Below are 22,426 nucleotides of genomic sequence, written 5' to 3' on the forward strand. Positions count from 1 at the left end.
CCCGAACTCTTGGGCTACGAGTGCCAGATTCACCGTCGAAGTGACCCAGTAGGCTTTGAGATTAGCGACATTATCCAAAACAATGCGGCTGATCGCCATCGTTTTGAGAATTTCATGCGCCGTGATCGACTCTTTGACATTGAGATAGTTGTTCTCAGTCTGATAGACCAAAGGGATAAAGCAGTTAAAGCCCCCCGTAGCATCTTGCAAATCGCGAATCCGCATCATGTGATCGATACGGTGAGAGCGCTCTTCAACATGACCGAAGAGCATCGTGACATTGGATTTCATCCCACGTTCGTGCCATTTGCGGTGAATCTCCAGCCACTGCTGAGAATTAACTTTCCCTTTGCAGATGTAGTCGCGTACTTTCTCGTCGAAAATCTCCGCTCCGCCTCCGGGCATCGAGTCGACCCCGTTAGCTATCATCAAATCGATAATCTCATCATAGCTTTTGCCATACTCTTCAGCGAGAAAGTGAACTTCTGCCGCCGTGAGAGCTTTGATATGGAGCTGCGGATGACGTGCTTTGATCTTGCTAAACACTTCCAAATACCACTCTAATCCTGTTTCTGGGTTGTGAGCGGAGACGATATGGACTTCACGAATCCCGCGTGAAACGATGTCATCGGTAATCGCTAAAATCTCTTCATGGCTCATCGCATAAGGGTTCGGATTTTTTCGGCTTGCACTGTAGGCGCAGAATTTGCACACGTCTTTGCAGATATTGGTCGGGTTGATATGGCGGTTGATATTAAAATAGGTTTGTTTTCCGTGAAGTGCCCTGCGACGCTCATCCGCAAGCTCACCGAGGGTAAAGAGGTCTAAATCGTACAATGCGACTGCTTCGTCGAAGTTCAAACGCGCATTGTTTTTTACTTTTTCAATCAAATTCATTTAAAATCTTTTAGGAATATATTTGACGCGCATTATAGCAAAAGAAATAAACTACCAATCAACACTACTCTATCATAAATCTTAGAAAAAGTGAAGATTAAATACCTGACCCATATTCTATTCTTTATTCTTCATTTTCATTCAGAATACTCTCTTGTTTTGGTTTTACATCGCATTTTTCGCTTTTTTAGTTTGCACACCGTAGTCTCAATCATGTTTGAATCAAAAACTAATCGTTCATCCCAATTCTCTACAAGTGTCAGCACACCTGAAAAATAACGATAGGTCTCTTCCACATGGTGACAACATCCGTCACGATAAGCCGACGTAATACTTTTGGTACGTACATTAATACCGATTTGTGAAAAATTTGATAGCTGTTCATCAAACTTGAACGTTTTCGTTTTTGGGTCGTATAGATAAAAATAATCGACACTGTTAGGCCCTGCCCCGCCGTCAAAAGCACGAATTTGTAAATCGGGGAAACCGTCAAAATTTGCATCTATGAGTGATAGTAAAGCATCGTTTGCAACATAAAGATTGCCTCCTGCTTTTCCTGCTATAAATGTCGCTTTGTCCGTATGCCTATTGATAACTTTGATTCCGTCCCACTCAGTCAAAGAACCGTACCCTTCGGATTCATTCCCATTAGTCACAGCGATTTCAAACCGGTAATCCGGTGTCATTGCTTGTTGTTTGACCCAGTGACTTGCAGGTGTGCTCTGATTGTCTTCGTCTTGTGCGGACAGTGTAACGCCAAAAAGTAAAACGATGGCAAAAAAGAGCGCATTTCTTGATATGCTTTTCATCTTATTTCCTAAAAAAGCTAAAGAACCCTTTGCTTTTGCCTTTTTCATTTTTTTCTTCTATTTGCATTTTTAATTTCAGTGAAGCCGTATAATCAGGGTTAATAGCAAGCGACTCTTCCAATTTTTCAAGCGCATTTTGGGGGTCATTGAAGTTGTGATAATAAGAATATGCCAATAAGTATTTTATATAGCTATGATCATCATTGACATTGTAGTGTTTACCCAATTCATCCACCTCTTGCAACAGAGGCAATACGTCCATAGGATTTTCAGCCATTTGGTAAGCCGATACGGCCCTGATATAATTTTTCGTATAAACATTCCAATCATTTTTATTCGTTATCGACTTTTCGATGTATTCCAACGCTTTTTGATAATCTCTCATCTCCTGATAAAAATAGGCACATCCCACATAGTAATTAAACGTCTCTTCAAAATCATTCAGAGTATCGCGCTCCTTTTTAACGTTGCCAACCCACATTTTTCCCGACGTCAGACGGGATCGATGTGCCATTACGCTCTCAAGCCCCTCAAGTCCAGCTGCAACCGCGTCTTCATTTTTATCAAAATCGTAATAGGTGTAACATATAAATTGTAAAACTTCGGTATAGAGCATATTGTTCGGATGAATGAAGGTTTTCGCCCCTTTCGCGTATTGTAAGGCTTGAGAATATTCCCCTTTTTCGTAATACATTTTTGCCATGAGATAATGCATCAGAGCCCAGTTTAGCTCTTCTAAAGCCCCTTTTTTCTGCTCAAAATGGTATGCATACGCATCATAAAAAATCCGCATGTCATCGATCGGGGCTCCGGTCTGCGTTAAACGCATCTCCAGTTTTCCTGCTGCGTCCAATATCGATTTCGGCTGTAAAAAATTAACATCTCGATACCGTTCTTTGATTGTTTTGTGGTCTGCCGGATCGCTAAACATAAGGTCCAAAGTCTTTTTCATATAATCGGACTTGAGTTTTTTGAAAATGATTTTGGCTTTTTTGCTGGATTCGCTCCATTTTAATGCCGATTCCAATACCTCAAAGTCCGGAATACACTCCTGCAAACTCGGAAGCAGATATTGGGATATCGTCTCTTTGGAAAATGTAAAAACGGTGTTATTTCCGCCGTATACAAGTGCCTCGAATTCAACGGAAAGGACCTCTTTATTTTCAGTAATATCGTACAAACCCTCTTTGGCATCTTTTTCTACGAGTATATAACTTTTGGAGCCGTGCTGAGTAATGAGGTCCCCTATTTTGTCGTACATCGACGGAATGAGCAAACGCAACGGTTGGTTGTTCGCGACAAGATATAAAGCTTCTCTCGCCTCTTTGGAGACTTTAAAAATAGCGCCGTCATTCTTTTGATTATACATATCTTTTATGGCGTCATACTCAAAAGGCAGAAATATCTCATCTTCCCATGTGATCACCCCGAATTTACCCTCTTTGTTTCTCGCAATGAAGCAATGAACACTATTTCTTTTGCTACCTACTTCCAAGCCGTTTTGGATAATTTCAACATTGCGGCCATACGGTTTAAAAGAGGGACTCAGATAGTAGGTTTCATCCTCTGTTTTGACCAATAAGCGTTCATAAAAATTGATAAATCCGCTATCGTCCTCATCGTCATGCGGATGATGAATAGCGGTGATGACGCCAGAATAGAGCTCTTTGCCCTCGATATCTAAAATCGTTTTTTTGCCTTCCAATGTTACAAATATTATAAACGGTAAGTTGCCGTATCTCTTACGAAGGTGAATATCATCGTATTTCAAGGGTAAAATAAGGGTGTGTTTCTGATCAATTACCCCGTACTTGCCTTTTGATTGCACGACTGCACGATACGAATCTTTAGAGGTTTGTGTTTTTTCATCCCATATAGAATCCAATTCGAAGTCATACGCATCATCATAAATAATGGGGATAATAAGCTTTCCGTTATTGTCTATATGCCCGTATTTGTCACCGTTTCGAACAACTGAATAGGTCTCATTTTCCCCAAAGCCGAATATTTCATCATACGTAGGGGGCAATAGCACCTCCCCCTCTTGTGATTTAAGACCGGCTTTTCCGTTTTCTTCGAAGATTTGCACCGAATCTTGGTATCCATGGTATGTGACAAGACAATCAAATCCGTATTGGTACACTGGCTCGTTAAAAAAATAGCGCAGTTCCGCACTTTTGTGTGTCACGCCGGCATCCGTGTAAATAGACAAAAAAGCTTCTATATCGTCTTTTTCTATTGCCTCTTGGATTTGGTCGTTTACCTCTTTCATCAGGTTATAGCAGGTTTTGCTGTCCTCTAGAAACTCCTCTTCTTCACTACTCATTGCAAAGACGTCGGTGCCGTTTAACTGATAGTACCCTTGTACAGATTCATCGAGATAGTCGATAATTTTTTGTTTATAGAGCAAAAATTCATCGGGCTTATCAAACGCTACCTCCCGATGTTTTTCCAAAAAGTCATACATTTTTTTGATATGGAAAAGCCCCTCGTCGCCTTTGCAATACAGAATCGAATCTTGATAGATAGGCTCACTCGAAAAAAGAGGAAAAAACATCGGCGGAACTTCGTATTTCCACTCTACGAGGGTGTCTTCTTCCGAGAGTTTATAAAGTAGTAACTCTTCTTTATCTGTCGGTCTATTGTCTAGCTCAACACTTTGAATAAAATAATAGTGTCCCATATTATTTACCTGCCCTCTTCATCCGTCCCACTTTATTGTATATCTTTATTACCAATCAAACATCATCGTACAGTTTTTATTCGATTTTTTTGCGCAATAGAGTGCTTTGTCGGCACGTTCAACTAAAGTTTCTATAGTATCAGCCTGTTTATGGATCGTTACCCCGACACTGATCGTAACATGAACATTCTTGCCTGCATACAAAAGATTGCTTTTCTCTATCTTTTCTCGAATTTTGTCCGCTATGGTCTGAGCCTGAGAGACATCACAACGGTTTAGGACAACCGCAAACTCTTCTCCCCCGTAGCGATAGACACTATCCGCCGTTCGGATCATCCCCTTGATCGTCTGCGCGATGAAATAGAGCACTTTATCCCCTGCGACATAACCGTATTCGTCGTTGAGATATTTAAAATTATCGACATCGATCATCATCAAAACCAAGGAGAGCTTTTTCTCTTGCCCCGCTTCGATCAAGAGTTTCATCTCTTCATTAAAACCTTGGCGGTTCCCTACTTTGGTCAATTCATCAGTGGTAAGTGATGCCCGCGCTTCATGAAGCTCTTTATTCAATGTATTGATTTTGGACTGTGCCTTCTCAAGTTCATCGGACATATTTTGATTTAACGCACTGAGTCCCTCGATAAAAGTAACAAATTTCTCCGCCGAATCGGAGGGGGCATTATCGATATAGTGGCGCTGTACTTCGACGACCGAAGCGATCCCTGAGTGCGATTCGATGAATGAAACGACCGAGTTTTCGAGCATATCGAGATATTGTGTCACATCCGCTTTTGATTCACTTAGTACCTTTTGATCGACATTTTCCTGATCTTTACGAAGCGCTTCATCGGCACTTTCTGCAAAAAGTTTGTCAAAAAACTTTTTATACTGAGAAGGATACGGGGGGACTTTCATCGAGCGTAAAATCCCCATCGCATGATCATGAATCTCTAAAACTTTTTGATAAATAGCAGTACTATCCATGATTATTATTCTCCTCGTTTTAGGATGATTGTACCATCTTTTTTGTCAACAGATTCGTTTTCTGCCTCATTTTTAATCCTCGATTTCTCTCAGAAAAAACGATAATGCGCTACAATAAAATAAAAAGTAGCCCTTATGAGTATCACCGAACAAATAGAAGACCTCATCGAACGTAAAGCAAGCGATTTCGAGATTTCCAAACTCTTTAAATCGTATATATCGGATTACAAAAATTCCCTTTTGGAGCTTTTCGAGCGAAATCAGGGAAAAGATTTCCTCGTCATCCATACCAAAACACTCGACTCGATCATCTCCCAAATGTACAAAACGGTTTTGCGCCGAATGTTCGGAAACTACCTCCCGATGCGAAGCAATATCCCTATCGCATTTATCGCACTAGGAAGCTACGGACGCGAGCAGCTGTGCGTTCATAGCGACATTGACCTCATGATCGTGTATGAGAAAAACGACGGATACAACACCGCCGCTATCATCGAAAAATTTCTCTATCTTGCGTGGGATGCGGGGCTGAAACTGGGTCATCGCGTCCATGACGTCAACGATTTACTGGGAGCGTCTCGCGAAGACATCACGATCAAAACCGCCATGATGGAATCGCGCCTGATCATCGGTTCACCCTTTACGTGGAGTGTCACCCAAAATCATCTCAACGCCATACGCAACAATGATCCGAAATCATTTATTATGGCCAAAATCGAAGAGGCTGATATTCGCCGCCGAAAATTCCCGTTCTCCATGCAACCGCAGATCAAAGAGGGGGTGGGCGGATTACGAGATTCCCAGCTCCTTTACTGGATTGCCAAAACCATTTACGGCGTGAACAGTCTCAAAGAACTCAGCGGCAAGCTTTTTAGCGATGAGCAATACCGTGAATACCGAATCGCGCTGGAGCTCCTCTTTCGCGTCCGAAGTGCGCTCCATCTGCTGAGTAACAAACAGCAAGATCAGCTCGTACTCGATTATATGCCCCGCATCGCGCAAATGCTAGGGTTCAGCGATGAGCGCAAACTCGTAAGTCGCCTGCTTGAAGCACAATGGCGGATTAATAACTTCACCCAGATCTATGTCAAAAAAATGGCTCGACTCTACCTCATCGATCCGACACAAATCACGGCACTCCGCGCGGGGAGAGTTCAAAAAGGATTTTACCACTCGCAAGGGACCCTGTATGCTTCGTATAATATCCCGACCCCTCCGATCGATACCCTGTTGGAGTTACTAGTTAATTTAGAAGATCGCGAATGGAATTTCGATTCCAGTGTCCTGTTTCATTTCACCTATACCCATATCAAACACCCTCTGAGAGTCAAAACTTATACCTTACTGCGTAAAGTGTTTGAGCGGCACCATTTTTATGTTATCGCAAAGCTCTTTTACGACGCGGGAATTTTGCATCATCTCATCGGTGCTTTCAAAAAAGTGCTCCATTTGCCGCAATTCGACGGCTATCACCACTACCCTGTCGATTTGCATTCGATCAAATGTATCGAAGCTCTTGAGCACATCAAAGACCCGTATGTTGAAGCTCTATATGCCCCGCTCAGCGCCGCCGACAAGCTTCTCCTAAAAGCCTCTATTCTCCTGCATGATACGGGCAAAGGGCGAAAACAAGATCACTCCGAAGTGGGAGCCAAACTGATCGTCCCGTTTTTAAAAAATCTCAAACTCCCCACCCATCAGTTCGAGCGGGGTGCACTACTGGTTCGCCATCACGTGCTCATGAGCAACGTCGCCTATCGTGAAAACCTCTATAATGAAAAGACTCTCTATCAATTTATGTCCAAGATCAAAACACCGGAGAACCTGACACTCCTATACATCTTGACCTATGCCGATATTAACGGTGTCGGAAGCGGTACCTATACGAGTTTCGGGGCAAATCTATTGCACGAACTTTACGAAGCGGCTCTTGAAATAGCCTCCCAAAACGATCGGATTACCGATGCGATCAAACGGGAAAACAAAGAAAAGCGCCTGAATCACGATCCTGAGTTTATTCAACTCTCCAAAATCGAGCAGAAAAAAATCCTCTCTATCGAGTCAAACCTTTTCTTTTTCAAACACACTCCGAGCGAGATTATCAATATCTCCAAAGAGGCATTTCAATGTCAAACATTCACCTATCAACTCGATATCGAGGGGGGACTTGTCATCCATATCTTCCGCCGTATTCCGCTAAATCTGGGCTACTTACTCGGGAAGCTCAGCTATCTCGATGTCGCTTCGATGGATATTTTCACCCTTTTCGACGGTATCAAATACTTCAAAATTGAATTTTTACAACGTCCGCTCGAGGGGACAATGGAGCAAGTGGAGATTATCATCGAAGAGGCGTTTGATATGACTAAAAAGCTTAACCTCCCTAAACCGATCATTAAACCGAATGAAATAACGATCGATTGCGACCACTCTATCCATTACGCGCAACTCAACCTTACCACTACCAATCAACGGGGGCTTTTAGCTTATTTTGTTCAGCTTTTCGATGAAGCGCAGATCAATATTGCAACCGCTAAAATCCATACCAACAAAAATATCGCACGCGATCACTTCTTAATTGAAAAACAAAACAGAATGTGCGATAATGCGCGCGAAATAATTGATAAATTAGTAGGAGAGTAACTATGTGCGGTATCGTCGGATATATCGGAGTCAAACCGATTAAAAAGATATTGATCGACGGACTTCGAGAGCTCGAATATCGCGGGTACGATTCTGCGGGGATCGCTGTCTTGCAAGATGGGAATTTTTCCCTCTTTAAAGCGGTAGGGAAACTGGTCAATCTCGAAGAGAAAGCCCAAAATTTCGAGAGTACCGGATTCTCCGTCGGTATCGGACATACCCGTTGGGCAACGCACGGTAAACCCACCGAACTCAATGCTCACCCCCATCTTGGGCAAAATTCGTATGTCGTCCATAACGGTATCATCGAAAACTACCAAGAGCTCAAAACGATGCTCACCACACAAGGGGTACAGTTCTTGAGCCAAACCGATACCGAAGTGATCGTCCATCTCTTCGAATATCAGCTCAAAACGGCACCGTCGGCTTTTGAAGCATTCCAACAAACCCTCTCTCAGCTTCAAGGTGCCTATGCGATTCTCCTTGTGAACGCCGATACGGAGGGGACCATTTTCTTCGCGAAACACGGTTCACCGATGATTATCGGACGCAACCGCGAAAACGAGACCCTTTTCGGCTCTTCTGATGCCGCATTGATCGGGAAATGCCACGAAGTGATCTATCTCGAAGACGGCCATTACGGCTATGCATCCGCAGAGGGGATTTCATTGTTCGATGAACACAACATCCCTGTCGTTCTCCGATTCACCGCCCTCTCTGAAAATAAACTTTCCGCCCAAAAAGAGGGATTTCGCTTTTTCATGGAAAAAGAGATCTACGAGCAAAGCCGTGTTCTCGCCGATACACTCCTTGGACGACTTCGTGACGATAGTGTCTATTTTGAAGAAATTGACCCAACCTTGTTTGAAGGGGTCAATGAGATCAAATTCTGCGCCTGCGGTACGAGCTATCATGCTGCACTCGTTGCGAGCTATCTCTTTGAACGCCATGCCAAAATCAAAACATCCGTCGAAATCGCCAGTGAGTTCCGTTACCGCGAACCGTTTCTCACCCCCGATACCCTCTTCGTCGTTATCTCTCAGAGCGGTGAAACGGCTGATACCCTAGAGAGTCTCAAAATGGCGAAACGCAATAACCTCAAAACGATGGTTATCTGTAATGTCGATAACTCCTCTATGGTTCGACTCGCCGATGCCTCTATCCTGACCCGTGCGGGAATCGAAAAAGGGGTCGCCTCAACCAAAGCGTTTGCGACCCAAGTGTGTGTTTTGTGGATGCTCAGCCTCTATCTAGGCGGGACGAAAAAAACACTAAGTGCTGAAGAGATTAAACGCCAAATCCACCTTCTACGCACCCTTCCTGCAACGGTTAATGTCGAAAACGCGTTGCATGAACAACTTCGCCGCCTTAGCAAACGCTACCTACACGGTCACGGCTTCTTTTTTATCGGACGAGACGTCTTCTTCCCACTAGCGCTTGAGGGGGCACTTAAACTCAAAGAGATCACCTACCTCCATGCAGAGGGGTATCCGAGCGGTGAAATGAAACACGGGCCTATCGCCCTTGCCGATCCGGAGCTCTTTACCATCGCGCTTCTTCCTCAACATATGCTCTATGATAAAACCAAAAGCAATATCGAAGAGCTAAGTGCCCGCGACTCAACAATCTGCTCCATCAGTCCGCTCGATTTTGACAAAGCGGACGATCATATCCGCACCCATACGCACGATGATTATATGTGTGAATTTTTTGAGATGATGGTGGTATTACAACTCTTATCTATGGAGATTGCTATCCGTTTAGGTAACGACGTCGATATGCCGCGTAATCTCGCTAAAAGTGTTACGGTCGAATAAACCGTAACATTTACGAGTAACTTTCATCTAAGTTTAAAAATAATTTAGCTATTGTCTTTAGATTGCAATTCCCTGTTTTCACGTATAGTCCTATAAGGTAATAAAATATGAACGCTAACCGAAAAATATTATTCATCGTTGCTTTGATGCTCATCGGGCTTGCCATAGCCACCATTACAAACGTTGCTCTCAATTTTCGTGATTATGGATATAACAACGCCATCGAAAAATCAAAAATGACGGCTGAAATCGTTCGTGACGGCTTAACAGCCCATATGGTCAATGGGATGATGGATAAACGGGAATTTTTTCTAGGAAATATTGCCAATATTAAAGATGTTCAAGCCCTTTGGATTGTTCGTGCCGATAATGTCATCAAACAATACGGCGAGGGGATGCAAAATGAAAAACCCAAAGATGCCATAGATCGAAAAGTTTTAAAAGAGGGAATAACGGTTAGAGAGGTCAGTGAAGATGCTAGTAATGCCGTTTTACGGGTTACTATCCCTTATACCGCAACCGCATACGGCAGTCCAAACTGTCTTACCTGTCATAACGTTAAAGAAGGTGATGTTCTCGGTGCTATCAGTATGGAGTTTAATATCAATGATATTCGCCAAACCGGTGCTATGACGATTGCCAAAATTTTTGCCATCAATGTTGTATTTATCATCATCGCGCTCTGGGTAACTCATCACTATTTCAAACCGTATATGAAGCTGTTTGAAAACCTTCAAAACGGTATCAAACGAGCACGTACAGGTGACTTTAGCTTCCGCTTCACAACGTCACTCAAAGATGCCGGTAGCGAAGTCGCAGAACAGATGAATACTCTCTTTCAAAAGATGGAAGAGACGTTCGGGGGGATCAAACACAATCTCAATACCTTTGCCTCTCGATCCAATATCTCCAGTGCCGATCCTCTCAGTACGGCCGGAGTCATTATTCAAGAGCTCTCCGATGTCTATAAATTTAAAAAGACGATTGAGCATGATGCGAATAAAAACGCAGTCTATGAGCGATTTATTTATATTCTAAAAGAGAAGTTCAATTTTGAACATTTCGCCCTCTATGAAGTGGATAAAACAACTAAAGAGCGCAAACTTATCCATATCACCGATCACAAAAGTTTTTGTCTCCCAAGTGCGGACAAAGATATGTATGAGTGCCGTGCTTATCGTACAGCTACCGATGTATATTCCACTGACTTCCCGAATATTTGTTCTAATTGTGCGGATGACAAAGAGTATTCATGTATACCGTTTAACATCAACGATGATTTAGCCTTGATCCTCTCCTATTCAGCCAAAGATACGGCAACGATCGAAGCAATGAACCTTGCTTTGCCGAGTATCCGCAATTATTTCGAAGCGGCAAAAGCCGTTATCGAGAGCCGCAGCTTGATGGATAAACTTCGTGATTCATCTCTTCGAGACGGAGCGACAGGACTTTATAACCGTCGTTTCTTGGAAGAGTTTATCGATAAAAGCTCTGAGCAAGCAGTACGTTCCAATATTTCGTATGCGGTATTGATGATCGATATTGACTACTTTAAAATGGTCAATGATACCTATGGACATGATTCGGGGGATGTTGTGATCAAATCGCTTGCCGAGATTTTAGTACAAAGTATTCGTAAAGCAGATCTTCCTGTCCGTTACGGAGGAGAAGAGTTCTTGATTCTACTCCACAATACCACTCCGGAAGGGGCGGTAAGTGTTGCTGAGAAAATTCGTAATGCATTCAATCAGAAAAAATTTCAGTTCGGTCATGACAGTGTTCAAAAAACATTGAGTATCGGTATTGCCCACTTCCCATCACAAGCCGACTCTATCTGGAAAGTGATTAAATTCGCCGATATAGCTCTCTATGAGGGGAAACATACCGGTCGTAACCGTGTCGTTGAGTTTGAAGACCGTATGTTTAACGGCGGAGACCAATTCTAAGGAATATCTCTTCGCCTCAAAAAGCTCCTCCCCGATGCGGAGGGTCTCTCTTATCCGCGTAATCTAAGCCGTTTTATCTTGATTCGAAAAGCTACGTTCTTTAACCTAAACAATAGACTTCTTGCATAACCTAGATCCTGAATCTACCCAAAGGGCACGTGAAGTTCAGGATGACAAAATATCGCTACTTCCGTCATTCCGTACTTGATACGGAATCTATACAATGAGGTTATGCAAGAAGTCTAATAATCAATCAAACCGGCATTGATTTAGGATCGTAAACCGATACTGTATTTCCGCCTTGATGTTTTGCCTCTAATAACGCTCGTTTGGCGAATTCAATCCCTTGCATCATATCCGAAGTTTGCATTGGGAAATACGAGATTCCGATGCTGACTGTTTTCAAAATTGCATAGGTATTGATTCGGATTTTCTTTTTGAACGAGAGTCGAATCGCTTCAGCGACATCATTCACGTCATCACTTTCATAATCGTATAAAATGACGGCAAACGTATCTCCGCTATATCGGATCAGCACATCCCCTTGACGAATGTTTTCATGAATGTTATGCGCTATCGCTTTAATCACCTCATCGCCCACGACAGTATCATAGGAGTGATTAATAATATTGAATTGGTCCATATCGACCATCAATATACCGTAGGGGATCATAGTGCGGGTTGATTGCGCTACGATCAGCTTGGTAAGCTCTTCGAGATATGCACGGTTATAAAGCTGCGTCAATGGGTCAATCCGAACCGTTTGCTGTAATTTTTTATTAATGATCTGAAGTTTAGACGCATTGATATAGTTCCCCAATTGTTCCAGCGCCAATCGGATGGTACGCACCTCACGTGTATCATACGTTACCAACGAAATAACGATGTCCAAGTCATCCACAATCGGATAGCTTTGACAAACGTACTGAGCCGTTGGATCGATCATTTTCGGACATGCGACTTCACACTGCGTCGAATCAACCATTCCACTGGTTCGATCTGCCCGACATCCGCTCGTTGCATCACACAGTAGCGCTTTTTCGGTATGAACCACATGGGTCGTTTTATTGAGAGGGTTTAGTTCCAAAATATTGAAATTACTCAGATTCCAGCGGGTACGCAGTAATGCGATCAGACGGGCATACACCTCTTCAAGATTTTGATCTTTCTCAATTTCGGTACGAAAACGCTCTACTTCATAGAGCTGATGGATACCCATTTGAAGGGTATAGAGCGGATCACTGTTTTGCTGATCCAATCGTATCAATGATGCCATTTTTTGTCCGCTATCACTAAGAGCAGAATCGAGTTTTTCTAAAACAGAGTTGGTCCACATCGCGGCGTTATAAGCATCCAATGTCTCCGGCGGTGTTATACGACCTGTATAGTCGCCCCCCTCGGCTTTCTCCATGGACAGAGCAACCGCATCCAATGTCTCTTTGTACGACGCGATAAAACGACGTACATTTTTCAATAGAAAAAAGCTCAACACTATCAGTACGGTAATAGCAATCGCCACGGCAACCAATCCGGTCACTTTGAGATCATTGATCTCCATCTCCAGTGACACAACGCCCAAGACTGATCCGACTTTCGAGTCATGACAGCTTAGACAATCGATTTTTCCTTTCTCCGTTGCGACATACGGGATCGAGAGACGATAGAGGGTATCGGAAAACAATGCCCCCGAAACCGTATCGATTGTTTTACCTTCGCGAAGCACGGTACGATCAATATCATCTAATGGATCTTGCGGATGGATCCCTCTGCCGTATTGTGCACTCAGAGCGTCGGAGCGGACAACCCATGTACGCTTCATCCCCTCTACAGTAGAGATTTGTTTGAGTAAATCATTTTGATAATCGGCACTTCCGCTGATCATATGCGACGTCAACGATTCACGCACGATATTTGCCGCCAAAGCAGCTTTACTCTCGGCTGATTGAAGTGTCATATATCGAAACGTTGCGGCCAATACCGCAACAAAAAGAGCCACGATGGCTACAATACCGATAACAAGGGTAAAAAATGTTTTCTCTTTTTTCATTATTCCTGACTTATATTGTGTAAATAAATTGATTATACTGAAAAAAAGATTAGAGTTATAAAAAAGGGGAGATTCCTCCTCTGAATCGAGGAGAAAGGAGGATGTTTTAGTGACAGCCGCAGCCGGTTCCGCAGCTTCCGCCACTCTCTGGTTTCGGTGCAGCGGCAGTAGAACATGCCGATACGCCCGGAGGGGTGTTAGGTTGGATCGCTTGATTATCTACCCCACCCTCCTCGTTGATTTTTTCGATGGTTGCCCACAAATCTTCCGCCGCCTTCATATAGCGTTTTGCCGTTTCAGAGGTAGGTGCATAGTACGTGACCGGTTTGCCCTCATCTCCTCCCGTGCGGATGGCAGGTTCGATCGGAATCTCGGCAAGGATGCAGGTATCGAATTGATCCGCCATCGCTTTGGATGTCCCTTTTCCGAAAATGTCATACTCGACTCCCGTATCGGGAGCGATAAATCCGCTCATGTTTTCGACCACACCCGCGATAGGGATATGGAGTTTTTTGAACATATCGAGACTGCGGCGTGAATCATCAAGGGATACCATTTGCGGCGTCGTAACGGTCACACCGACGGTAACCGGAACACTTTGTGCCAACGTGAGTTGTGCATCACCGGTACCCGGAGGCATATCGATAACCAAACAATCCAAATCCGACCACATAATGTCGCGTAAGAACTGCTCGATCGCTTTCATGACCATCGCACCGCGCCAGATAAGCGATTGCCCCTCTTCCATCAATGAGCCCATTGACATCATCTCAATTCCGTACGCTTTGATCGGAAGAACTTTGTTTCCGACGACTTCAGGTTTTATCCCCTCTACACCGAGCATACGTGGAATGTTCGGACCGTAAATATCGGCATCCAAAAGACCCACTTTTTTCCCTTGCATCGCAAGAGCTACCGCAAGATTGACCGAAGTGGTCGATTTACCGACCCCACCTTTTCCCGAACTGACCATAATGAAGTTTTTCACCTGAGGGGCGATATTTTTCCCCTTGGATGAACTCTCTCGCGGCATTTTAGGTGCGGTAATATTTACTACCACGTCACCTGCGCCGGCACGTTTGAGTTCATCGGTTGCTTCCATGGTGATTTGATGTGCCACTTCGGGCGCACTAGAGGTAATATCAATAGTTACATTGACATTTGAGCCCTCAATTTTGATCTCTTTAACGAATCCGAACGTTACGATGTCTTTCGTGAATCCCGGATAGGTAACTTTTGATAATGCTGATTTGACTATTTCTTCTGTCATAAATATACTCCTTACAGTAATGATTTGAATTTTTCTGCCTCGAAAGAGGCAAGCTTTAGTGCCTTAGCGGCTAGCGTAGCGGTAGGGGCTTTGCTCCTGCCGCGTTCTAACTAATTTTTTGGGCTTTAACTTCGGCAGCAATCTGTGCGATTGCTTCGGGGTTGTCCATGATTTGCTGCGTGATTTTGTACGAACAAAATTTCGGTCCGCACATCGAACAAAACTCCGCCTCTTTAAAAACATCCTGCGGCAATGTCTCGTCGTGATACTCACGCGCCCGCTCAGGATCAAGGGCGAGTTCAAACTGACGGTTCCAGTCAAACGCATAACGGGCATCACTCATCGCATCATCGATGTCACGAGCCCCCTTGCGTCCGCGTGCAATATCGGCGGCGTGTGCCGCGATTTTGTACGCAATGATCCCCGCACGGACATCTTCGGCATTCGGCAAGCCCAAATGCTCTTTCGGAGTGACGTAGCAGAGCATCGATGCCCCATGCCATCCGCCGACCGCCGCACCGATAGCGGAGCTGATATGGTCATACCCCGCCGCGATGTCGGTAACGAGAGGTCCGAGGATATAAAACGGTGCCTCATGACAATATTCGCGCTGTATTTTCATATTTCGTTCGATCTGATTGAGAGGGACGTGTCCCGGTCCTTCGATCATCACCTGAACATTTTTCTCCCATGCACGGAGTGTCAATTCGCCGAGTACTTTGAGCTCGCCGAGCTGTGCTTCATCGCTCGCATCTGCCAAACACCCCGGACGGAGTGAATCTCCCAGTGAGAGGGAAACGTCATAACGGGCACAAATATCGAGAATCTCATCATACGCCGTATAAAAAGGGTTCTCACGGTGATAGTGCATCATCCATGCCGCCATCAACGATCCGCCGCGACTGACGATCCCCATTTTACGTTTTGCGACTTTAGGCATCGTCTCTAGCAAAAAGCCCGCATGGATCGTGAAATAGCTCACCCCCTGCTGTGCTTGGCGCTCTAGTACTTCGAGCATGACCTCGATACTCAAATCTTCGATTTTGTTGTTTACATCGTGCAAAATTTGATAAATGGGAACCGTACCGATAGGGATTTTAGAGTTTTCGATCACCGCTCGGCGGATCTCATCCAAATCTCCCCCCGTTGAGAGGTCCATTGCCGTATCGGCTTTATAGTGCTGAGAGACTTGAATTTTCTCAATCTCCCCTTGCACGTCGCTGGCAATCGCAGATGAGCCGATATTGGCATTGATTTTACAGCGAGCGGCAATCCCGATCGCCATCGGTTCCAAATTTTTATGATTGATGTTTGCGGGGATAATCATCCGCCCCCGCGCCACTTCGGAACGTACCAATTCAGGATCAAGCTCCTCAACCTTGGCGACATACGCCATCTCTTCGGTAATAATGCCCTGCTTGGCATAGTACATCTGAGTACGGACGGTGTCGTTTTGTCTCTTGTCGACCCATGCGGTTCTCATACTTTCTCCTTGATCATTTCAAAAGCTTAATTGGACTTATAAATAAGACCCCCTAAAAGGGTAGACTCTCTTTTAATGTAGATTAAAAATTTCAAGAGGATTTAGGAATACTCACCCGCTTTCCCCTTGATATATTCTATAATTTATCGCAAACAAGATAAAAAAAAGCTTTTTAAGTGTATAATTTCGTAACAGTTTTCAAAATAGGATACATTTTGTCTGATTTGACCCTAGTTTTGCTTGCCGCAGGTAACTCAGAGCGTTTTAAAGTCCCTGTAAAAAAACAATGGCTCCGTATTGGTCATGATCCTTTATGGTTTTATGTTACAAACCGTATCAAATCTTCCCTTCCCGATGTCACCGTTATCCTTGTCGCCCATGCCGATGAAATCCCTTTTATGACTCCGCTATGTGATTTTAGCGTGGTTTCGGGAGGAGCGACCCGACAGCAATCGCTCAAAAATGCCCTCAAAGAGGTTAAAACCCCGTACGTAATGGTAAGCGACATTGCTCGTGCCTGTGTCGATCCCGATTTGATCGTACGTTTGCTGGAACAAAAAGGATCCGCCGATACCATCGTCCCCGCATTGGATGTTCACGATACGGTGGTGTATCACAATGAAACAATCACCCGTGAGCACGTCAAACGGATACAAACGCCTCAGCTCTCCCGCAGCGATGTATTACGCCGTGCGCTAGAGAGTGATGTCGAATACACCGATGAGAGCAGTGCCGTCGTCGCGTGCGGGGGAACGCGCCGTTTTGTCCTTGGAGATGAGAAAGCCGCCAAAATAACCCACGCCGGAGATACAGCGGCATTAGCATGTTTAGGCGCACCCGCAAATGTCGTTTTTACCGGAAACGGATTTGATGTCCATCCCTTTGAAGAGGGGAAACCGATGGTTTTGGGCGGAGTCGAGATAGAGAGTCCGTTTGGCTTCAAAGCCCACAGTGACGGTGACGTCGCCATCCATGCCCTCATCGATGCACTTTTGGGCGCGGCGTGTTTGGGCGACATCGGGATGCTTTTCCCCGATACCGATGCCTCATATAAAAATATCGACTCAAAACTCCTCTTGGAGCGTTGTGTTCAAAAGCTCCACAATTTCGGCTTTGTGATCCTCCATGCCGATGTTACTATTATCGCGCAAGAGCCGAAGATCGCCCCTTACAAAGACTCAATGCGTCAAACATTGGCATCAATCATGCTTATTCCTGCATCACGGGTCAATGTCAAAGCGACCACCACCGAGCATCTCGGATTTATCGGACGCAAAGAAGGATTAGGTGTTATCGCAACCGCCTCAGTACACTATTTTGATTGGAAAAACGGATGAATATACTCATTATCGAAAATGAAATTTACTTAGCGCAAAGTATCGCTTCAAAGCTGAGTGACCTCAGCCATAACTGCGATATTTCAAGCTCTACAAAAGAGGGGCTGAGAGGATTGCCTTATGACGTAATCCTCCTCTCTACCAATATCAGCGGACAGGATATTTACCCCGTCATCGAAGCGTACAAGAATGCCGTCGTTATTTTGATGGTCAGCTATGTGAGCAACGATACGGTATCCAAACCTCTTGCCGCCGGAGCAAAAGACTATATTCTCAAACCGTTCATGATTGAAGAACTCATCCGTAAAATCCAACACTTCCAAAATCATGAGCGCCTTCGCCGCCAAAACCAAACCTATGAACGCTATCTTACCCACACCTTTAACTCGATTAACGTAGACGAAGATTTGGATAAAGTTGAGCTCCCCCTCTTTATTTGCAGCGGGTATCAAAAATATGCGGATGCCTTTGCATTTCGTTACGCCGCCCACAAAGATAAGACATTGCAGTTTATCTCGCTCGCTTCGGCGAAAGCGTTTAGCGACATCGCAACACAGAGCGATGATGCGATCCTCTTTATCACCGATTTCCAAAACCTCAAAAAATCGGAGCATAAAGCGTTTTATGAGCTGATTACCGGAAAAAAATGTATCGTATCCAGTACCGATCCGATCGATAATCCGCCGTTCAAACTGATCGAGATCGAGAGCGAAAGCCATCTGTTTGATCAAGGGGAAATCTTGCCGATCGAAGAGTATGTCAAATACATCATGATCCATTTCCAAAACCGTTTCCCTGATACGGAACTCTCTAAAAAATTGGGTATTTCACGCAAAAGCTTATGGGAAAAGAGAAAGAAATATGGCATCGTCAAGAAAAAATAGATCTCTTTACATCGACCAAGAGGCCGTCTCTGCCCTCACCCTCCTCAAAGCCGGAATGCTCAGCCCCGTAACGGCATTGATGAACGAGGCGCAAAGCAAAGAGGTTCTCAGCAGCGGGATGTTTATGGGTAAAACCTTCCCTTTCCCCCTCATCCTCTCCCCCAGCGGAAAAGTCAACGAAACGATCCTGACAACGGCACACAAAGGTGAAGTACTCGACCTCATCTGCGATAACGTCATTGTCGGTGAGCTCTGCGTCGATGAAGTCTACCCTATCGATCCGCGTGAACGTCTCCGCCAAATCTACGGTACCGAAGATCTCTCGCATCCGGGGGTCAGTGCAACCTACAAACGGCTCGGAAAGTTCGCTATTTGCGGTGACTACACTATCGATCTCACTCCGGTAGAGTCCCTTAAAACCATGATTAGCGAAGCCAAAGAGCAAATCGGAGCGCAACACATCACCGCTTTGTTTATGGCGGCGAATCCTCTCCATCGCGCCCATGAGCGGCTCATCCGCCAAAGTTTGGAGAGAACCGATCTCATCATAATTTTCTTACTCAAACCGTACAATAATGCCAACCTGCACTATGATCTGCGTTATCAGACGCTGGAATTTTTTGTGGAGAACTATCTCCCTCAAAACCGCGTTGTTATTATCCCGCTGGAGAGCAGTTACATCTTTGCCGGAAGCAATGAGGTGATCCTCGATGCCATCGTAGCGAAAAACTACGGCTGCGATCGTCTGATGATCGGACAAAATCATGCCGGTATCGGGATGTACTACGATCATAACGCCAATAAATCGATTCTTGACCGCCTGATTGGAATCGACATAGAAGTGGGGATCGCAAGCGAGTACGTCTACTGTAACCAATGCAAAACGTTAGTCAGTATCCAAACCTGCCCGCACGGACACCACCACCACATCTCATACCATTCCGAATCGATTTTGGAGTTGATGCAGCAAGGGCTATTGCCTCCGGCCGTGTTGGTACGCAAAGAGATTTCGGCTATGATCGTTGCTTCGCTTTATCCGAACCGGTTTAAAAATCTATCTAAACTCTACTACGACATTATGCCGATCACCGGATTGCTCGAAGAGCACACCGAAAAAGATTTTTACGTCGCACTCATGCGCCTCTATCAAACAACTTCTTTGACATAAGGGACACAATGAATTGGTTTTTTATCACCGTCGGCTACAGCGGGCTTTTTCCAAAAGCTCCGGGAACGATGGGGACGATCGCATCACTCCCTTTGGGAATCGCGATACTCCTCTTTTTCGGACCGCAAACCCTCTTTTTAGCCACGATTCTCATCACACTGATTGCGATCAAAGCGATTGATAAACATGAGCGTATCGTCAACGAACACGATGACAGCCGTATCGTTATCGATGAACTCGTCGGAATGTGGTTTGCCCTCTCCATCGCTCCGGGGGTCGGATTTGATCTATCAACCCTCATGACGTGGAATAACGGAATCGCCCTTCAAATCGTCCTTAGTTTTATCTTTTTCCGCATTTACGATATTAAAAAGCCCTCGATTATCGGCCGTATCGACCGCGAAACCAAAGGGGGTCTGGGGGTTATGGGTGATGACATCATCGCCGGATTTGCCGCCGGAATCTCTGCCGCACTCATTTGGCAAGTCATCCTCAAAAGCGGATTGATCGGCTAACGCCGCCGCTCTTTATACTTTCTTGATACATCTCGCCTATATCCTGAGACTTCACTGATACTATAACCCCTATAATACCCCTTTAAATCCTACTTTAAAGGGACGTTATGACATTACGAGAACGTATCAAAAATGAGATGATGGTGATCAAATCGCTGGGAGTTGTCTACGGCGACATCGGAACCAGCCCTATCTACACCTTCGCCGTTATTTTATTATTGGTTCAACCGACAACCGAAACTATCTTTCAAATATTATCGATGGTATTTTGGACAATGCTGATGTTGGTCACTGTCCAATACGCATGGTTAGCCACCAGCCTTTCCAAGCGTGGAGAGGGAGGCACAGTCGTGCTTGTACAAATTCTCCTTCCTTATCTCAAAAGTGCTCGTATCACCGCATTGGTAGGTGCATTGGGCTTTATCGGTATATCGTTGTTAATCGGGGATGGGGTTATCACCCCCGCTATCAGTATTTTGAGTTCCGTTGAGGGGATAGCACTGATTCCCGGATACGAAGATACCCCAAAAATCACATTGCTCCTCATCGCGGCAGGGATTGCGTTTGCCCTCTTTGCCGTTCAGAAAAAAGGGGTCGAAAAGGTCGCTAGTGCATTCGGTCCGATTATGGTCGTGTGGTTTTTTGCCCTTGCGCTGGGAGGCGGTTACTATCTCCTTCAATCTCCCGAAGTGTTAAAGGCAATCTCACCGCTCTATGCAATCGATTTTATCATCCAACACCCTTATATCGCTTTTGTAGTGTTAGCCGATGTACTCTTGTGTGCGACGGGCGGTGAAGCGTTATATGCCGATATGGGGCATTTGGGTCGTCTGCCGATTCTCAAGGGGTGGTTGTTCGCCTCGGTAGCGTTGCTCATCTCCTATTACGGTCAAGGAGCCTTTTTGCTCTCCCATCCCGAAGCGGCAAAAGCGCCGTTCTTTGAACTCTATCATTCGCTCGTTCCGAGCTTATACGTTCCGATGCTCCTCTTAACCGTCATAGCAACGATTATCGCTTCTCAGGCGATGATCAGCGGAATTTTCTCCGTCCTCTATCAGGCGATGACCACCCGTATTTTTCCTCACTTTAACGTGAGCTATACCTCCAATGAACTGCGCAGTCAAATCTATGTCGGCTCGATCAACTGGTTTTTGTTTATCTGCGTTGTCGCAATGCTCTTTATCTTCGGCGAATCGGGAAAACTGGCGGCGGCATACGGTCTCTCGGTTGCGGGGGCAATGAGTATCACGGGGATATTAATGAGTATGATTTTCATGTATAAACGTCAGTATCTTAAAATGGCGGTTTCCGTTATCGCAGGGCTCACGAGCCTAGTGTTCTTCATCTCTTGTTGGCTCAAAATTCCGCACGGCGGATATTGGTCACTCATTATCGCATCGGTTCCCCTCTTTATCGTAATACTCTATACCCAAGGGCAAAAACGGCTCTATGCGTCGTTCGTACCGATTGATAAGGAACTTTTCTTGAGCGAGTATCTTAAACGCTATGCGCAAGGGTTTCATGTCGAAGGGACAGCGCTCTTTTTTGCTCGCAATGCCGATGCGATCCCCGCCTATATCTCGAAAACGATGTTTCAAAACGGGATTATGTATGAGCGCAACATCATCGTGACGGTTCACCCCTCCTATGAACCTCACGGAGTAATCAGCGAACTCTCCCCTATTGGGGAAGGGCTTGATCTGCTCAGTATTCGTTCAGGATATATGGAAACATTGAACGTCGAAGCGATTTTGCGCGAACGCAATATCGATGAGAGAACAATATTTTACGGGGATGAAGAGATTGTTTCAGATAACCCTTTTTGGAAAATCTTTGCGTTGATCAAAGATGTCTCCCCTAATTTTGTCAGCTTCTACCATTTCCCTCACGAGAAACTGATCGGGGTTGCCCGACGAGCGGAGATTTAACGAGGAATGGTA

15 protein-coding genes are annotated in these 22,426 nt (G+C 44.9%); 8 read left to right on the forward strand and 7 right to left on the reverse strand.

The features are described 5' to 3' along the window. The 4 genes from VFW36_RS05160 to VFW36_RS05175 form a co-directional block, all read right to left on the reverse strand. Window positions 1-897, reverse strand: an 897-nt coding sequence (locus VFW36_RS05160) for a CofH family radical SAM protein (RefSeq protein WP_329657744.1), incomplete at its 3' end; no start/stop codon positions are given. A gap of 137 nt (window positions 898-1,034) precedes the next feature. Further along, the gene (locus tag VFW36_RS05165; RefSeq protein WP_329657745.1) at window positions 1,035-1,754 is read right to left on the reverse strand and encodes an XAC2610-related protein; all 720 of its coding nucleotides are present in this window, start codon (window positions 1,752-1,754) and stop codon (window positions 1,035-1,037) included. After that, window positions 1,708-4,389 carry a WG repeat-containing protein gene (locus tag VFW36_RS05170; protein WP_329657746.1) on the reverse strand — a complete coding sequence of 894 codons (2,682 nt, stop codon included), beginning with the start codon at window positions 4,387-4,389 and terminating at the stop codon, window positions 1,708-1,710. Before VFW36_RS05170 ends, VFW36_RS05165 begins: the two co-directional genes overlap by 47 nt. 48 nt (window positions 4,390-4,437) lie before the next feature. Further along, a complete protein-coding gene (locus tag VFW36_RS05175) occupies window positions 4,438-5,376 on the reverse strand; it encodes a GGDEF domain-containing protein (RefSeq protein WP_329657747.1) in 939 nt (312 codons plus the stop codon). 135 nt (window positions 5,377-5,511) lie between these two features. Between VFW36_RS05175 and VFW36_RS05180 the strand changes: the two genes are divergently transcribed. The 3 genes from VFW36_RS05180 (at window position 5,512) to VFW36_RS05190 (ending at window position 11,782) form a co-directional block, all read left to right on the forward strand. Continuing rightward, on the forward strand, window positions 5,512-8,019 hold the full coding sequence (locus VFW36_RS05180) for a DUF294 nucleotidyltransferase-like domain-containing protein (RefSeq protein WP_329657748.1): 2,508 nt from the start codon (window positions 5,512-5,514) through the stop codon (window positions 8,017-8,019). 2 nt (window positions 8,020-8,021) lie between these two features. After that, window positions 8,022-9,836: a glutamine--fructose-6-phosphate transaminase (isomerizing) gene (glmS, locus tag VFW36_RS05185; protein ID WP_329657749.1), complete on the forward strand. Its 1,815-nt coding sequence runs from the start codon at window positions 8,022-8,024 to the stop codon at window positions 9,834-9,836. A gap of 107 nt (window positions 9,837-9,943) precedes the next feature. Beyond that, window positions 9,944-11,782: a GGDEF domain-containing protein gene (locus VFW36_RS05190; RefSeq protein WP_329657750.1), complete on the forward strand. Its 1,839-nt coding sequence runs from the start codon at window positions 9,944-9,946 to the stop codon at window positions 11,780-11,782. 253 nt (window positions 11,783-12,035) lie between these two features. Here the strand turns inward: VFW36_RS05190 and VFW36_RS05195 are convergent, their stop codons facing one another. The 3 genes from VFW36_RS05195 to thiC all read right to left on the reverse strand — a co-directional run bounded on the left by VFW36_RS05195 (window position 12,036) and on the right by thiC (window position 16,582). Further along, window positions 12,036-13,829: a GGDEF domain-containing protein gene (locus VFW36_RS05195; RefSeq protein WP_329657751.1), complete on the reverse strand. Its 1,794-nt coding sequence runs from the start codon at window positions 13,827-13,829 to the stop codon at window positions 12,036-12,038. Window positions 13,830-13,935: 106 nt separating this feature from the next. Further along, entirely contained in the window at window positions 13,936-15,099 is a 1,164-nt protein-coding gene (locus tag VFW36_RS05200) for an Mrp/NBP35 family ATP-binding protein (RefSeq protein WP_329657752.1), read from the reverse strand. A gap of 106 nt (window positions 15,100-15,205) precedes the next feature. Beyond that, window positions 15,206-16,582, reverse strand: coding sequence for a phosphomethylpyrimidine synthase ThiC (gene thiC / locus VFW36_RS05205; RefSeq protein ID WP_329657753.1), 1,377 nt, complete (start codon window positions 16,580-16,582; stop codon window positions 15,206-15,208). Between the two features lie 215 nt (window positions 16,583-16,797). Here thiC and VFW36_RS05210 point away from each other — a divergent pair, with 215 nt between their 5' ends. The 5 genes from VFW36_RS05210 (at window position 16,798) to VFW36_RS05230 (ending at window position 22,414) form a co-directional block, all read left to right on the forward strand. Next, window positions 16,798-17,919, forward strand: a complete 1,122-nt coding sequence (locus VFW36_RS05210) for a bifunctional 2-C-methyl-D-erythritol 4-phosphate cytidylyltransferase/2-C-methyl-D-erythritol 2,4-cyclodiphosphate synthase (protein ID WP_329657754.1) — start codon at window positions 16,798-16,800, stop codon at window positions 17,917-17,919. After that, on the forward strand, window positions 17,916-18,803 hold the full coding sequence (locus VFW36_RS05215; protein WP_329657755.1) for a hypothetical protein: 888 nt from the start codon (window positions 17,916-17,918) through the stop codon (window positions 18,801-18,803). The genes VFW36_RS05210 and VFW36_RS05215 overlap by 4 nt, the downstream gene beginning before the upstream one ends. Further along, a complete protein-coding gene (locus tag VFW36_RS05220; RefSeq protein ID WP_329657756.1) occupies window positions 18,781-19,971 on the forward strand; it encodes a sulfate adenylyltransferase in 1,191 nt (396 codons plus the stop codon). Before VFW36_RS05215 ends, VFW36_RS05220 begins: the two co-directional genes overlap by 23 nt. An 8-nt stretch (window positions 19,972-19,979) precedes the next feature. Further along, window positions 19,980-20,486, forward strand: coding sequence for a phosphatidylglycerophosphatase A (locus tag VFW36_RS05225; RefSeq protein ID WP_329657757.1), 507 nt, complete (start codon window positions 19,980-19,982; stop codon window positions 20,484-20,486). A 107-nt stretch (window positions 20,487-20,593) separates the two neighbouring features. Next, a complete protein-coding gene (locus tag VFW36_RS05230) occupies window positions 20,594-22,414 on the forward strand; it encodes a KUP/HAK/KT family potassium transporter (RefSeq protein WP_329657758.1) in 1,821 nt (606 codons plus the stop codon). Window positions 22,415-22,426: the final 12 nt, after the last annotated feature.

The organism is Sulfuricurvum sp., assembly GCF_036279695.1.
Lineage (GTDB): Bacteria > Campylobacterota > Campylobacteria > Campylobacterales > Sulfurimonadaceae > Sulfuricurvum.

What these genes read in the sequence shown, in the direction of transcription:
- VFW36_RS05165 (WP_329657745.1), bottom strand. Translation starts at nt 1,754, where the DNA reads ATGAAAAAGGCAAAAGCAAAGGGTTCTTTAGCTTTTTTAGGAAATAAG.
- VFW36_RS05170 (WP_329657746.1), bottom strand. Translation starts at nt 4,389, where the DNA reads ATGGGACACTATTATTTTATTCAAAGTGTTGAGCTAGACAATAGACCG.
- VFW36_RS05175 (WP_329657747.1), bottom strand. Translation starts at nt 5,376, where the DNA reads ATGGATAGTACTGCTATTTATCAAAAAGTTTTAGAGATTCATGATCAT.
- VFW36_RS05180 (WP_329657748.1), top strand. Translation starts at nt 5,512, where the DNA reads ATGAGTATCACCGAACAAATAGAAGACCTCATCGAACGTAAAGCAAGC.
- glmS (WP_329657749.1), top strand. Translation starts at nt 8,022, where the DNA reads ATGTGCGGTATCGTCGGATATATCGGAGTCAAACCGATTAAAAAGATA.
- VFW36_RS05190 (WP_329657750.1), top strand. Translation starts at nt 9,944, where the DNA reads ATGAACGCTAACCGAAAAATATTATTCATCGTTGCTTTGATGCTCATC.
- VFW36_RS05195 (WP_329657751.1), bottom strand. Translation starts at nt 13,829, where the DNA reads ATGAAAAAAGAGAAAACATTTTTTACCCTTGTTATCGGTATTGTAGCC.
- VFW36_RS05200 (WP_329657752.1), bottom strand. Translation starts at nt 15,099, where the DNA reads ATGACAGAAGAAATAGTCAAATCAGCATTATCAAAAGTTACCTATCCG.
- thiC (WP_329657753.1), bottom strand. Translation starts at nt 16,582, where the DNA reads ATGAGAACCGCATGGGTCGACAAGAGACAAAACGACACCGTCCGTACT.
- VFW36_RS05215 (WP_329657755.1), top strand. Translation starts at nt 17,916, where the DNA reads ATGAATATACTCATTATCGAAAATGAAATTTACTTAGCGCAAAGTATC.
- VFW36_RS05220 (WP_329657756.1), top strand. Translation starts at nt 18,781, where the DNA reads ATGGCATCGTCAAGAAAAAATAGATCTCTTTACATCGACCAAGAGGCC.
- VFW36_RS05225 (WP_329657757.1), top strand. Translation starts at nt 19,980, where the DNA reads ATGAATTGGTTTTTTATCACCGTCGGCTACAGCGGGCTTTTTCCAAAA.
- VFW36_RS05230 (WP_329657758.1), top strand. Translation starts at nt 20,594, where the DNA reads ATGACATTACGAGAACGTATCAAAAATGAGATGATGGTGATCAAATCG.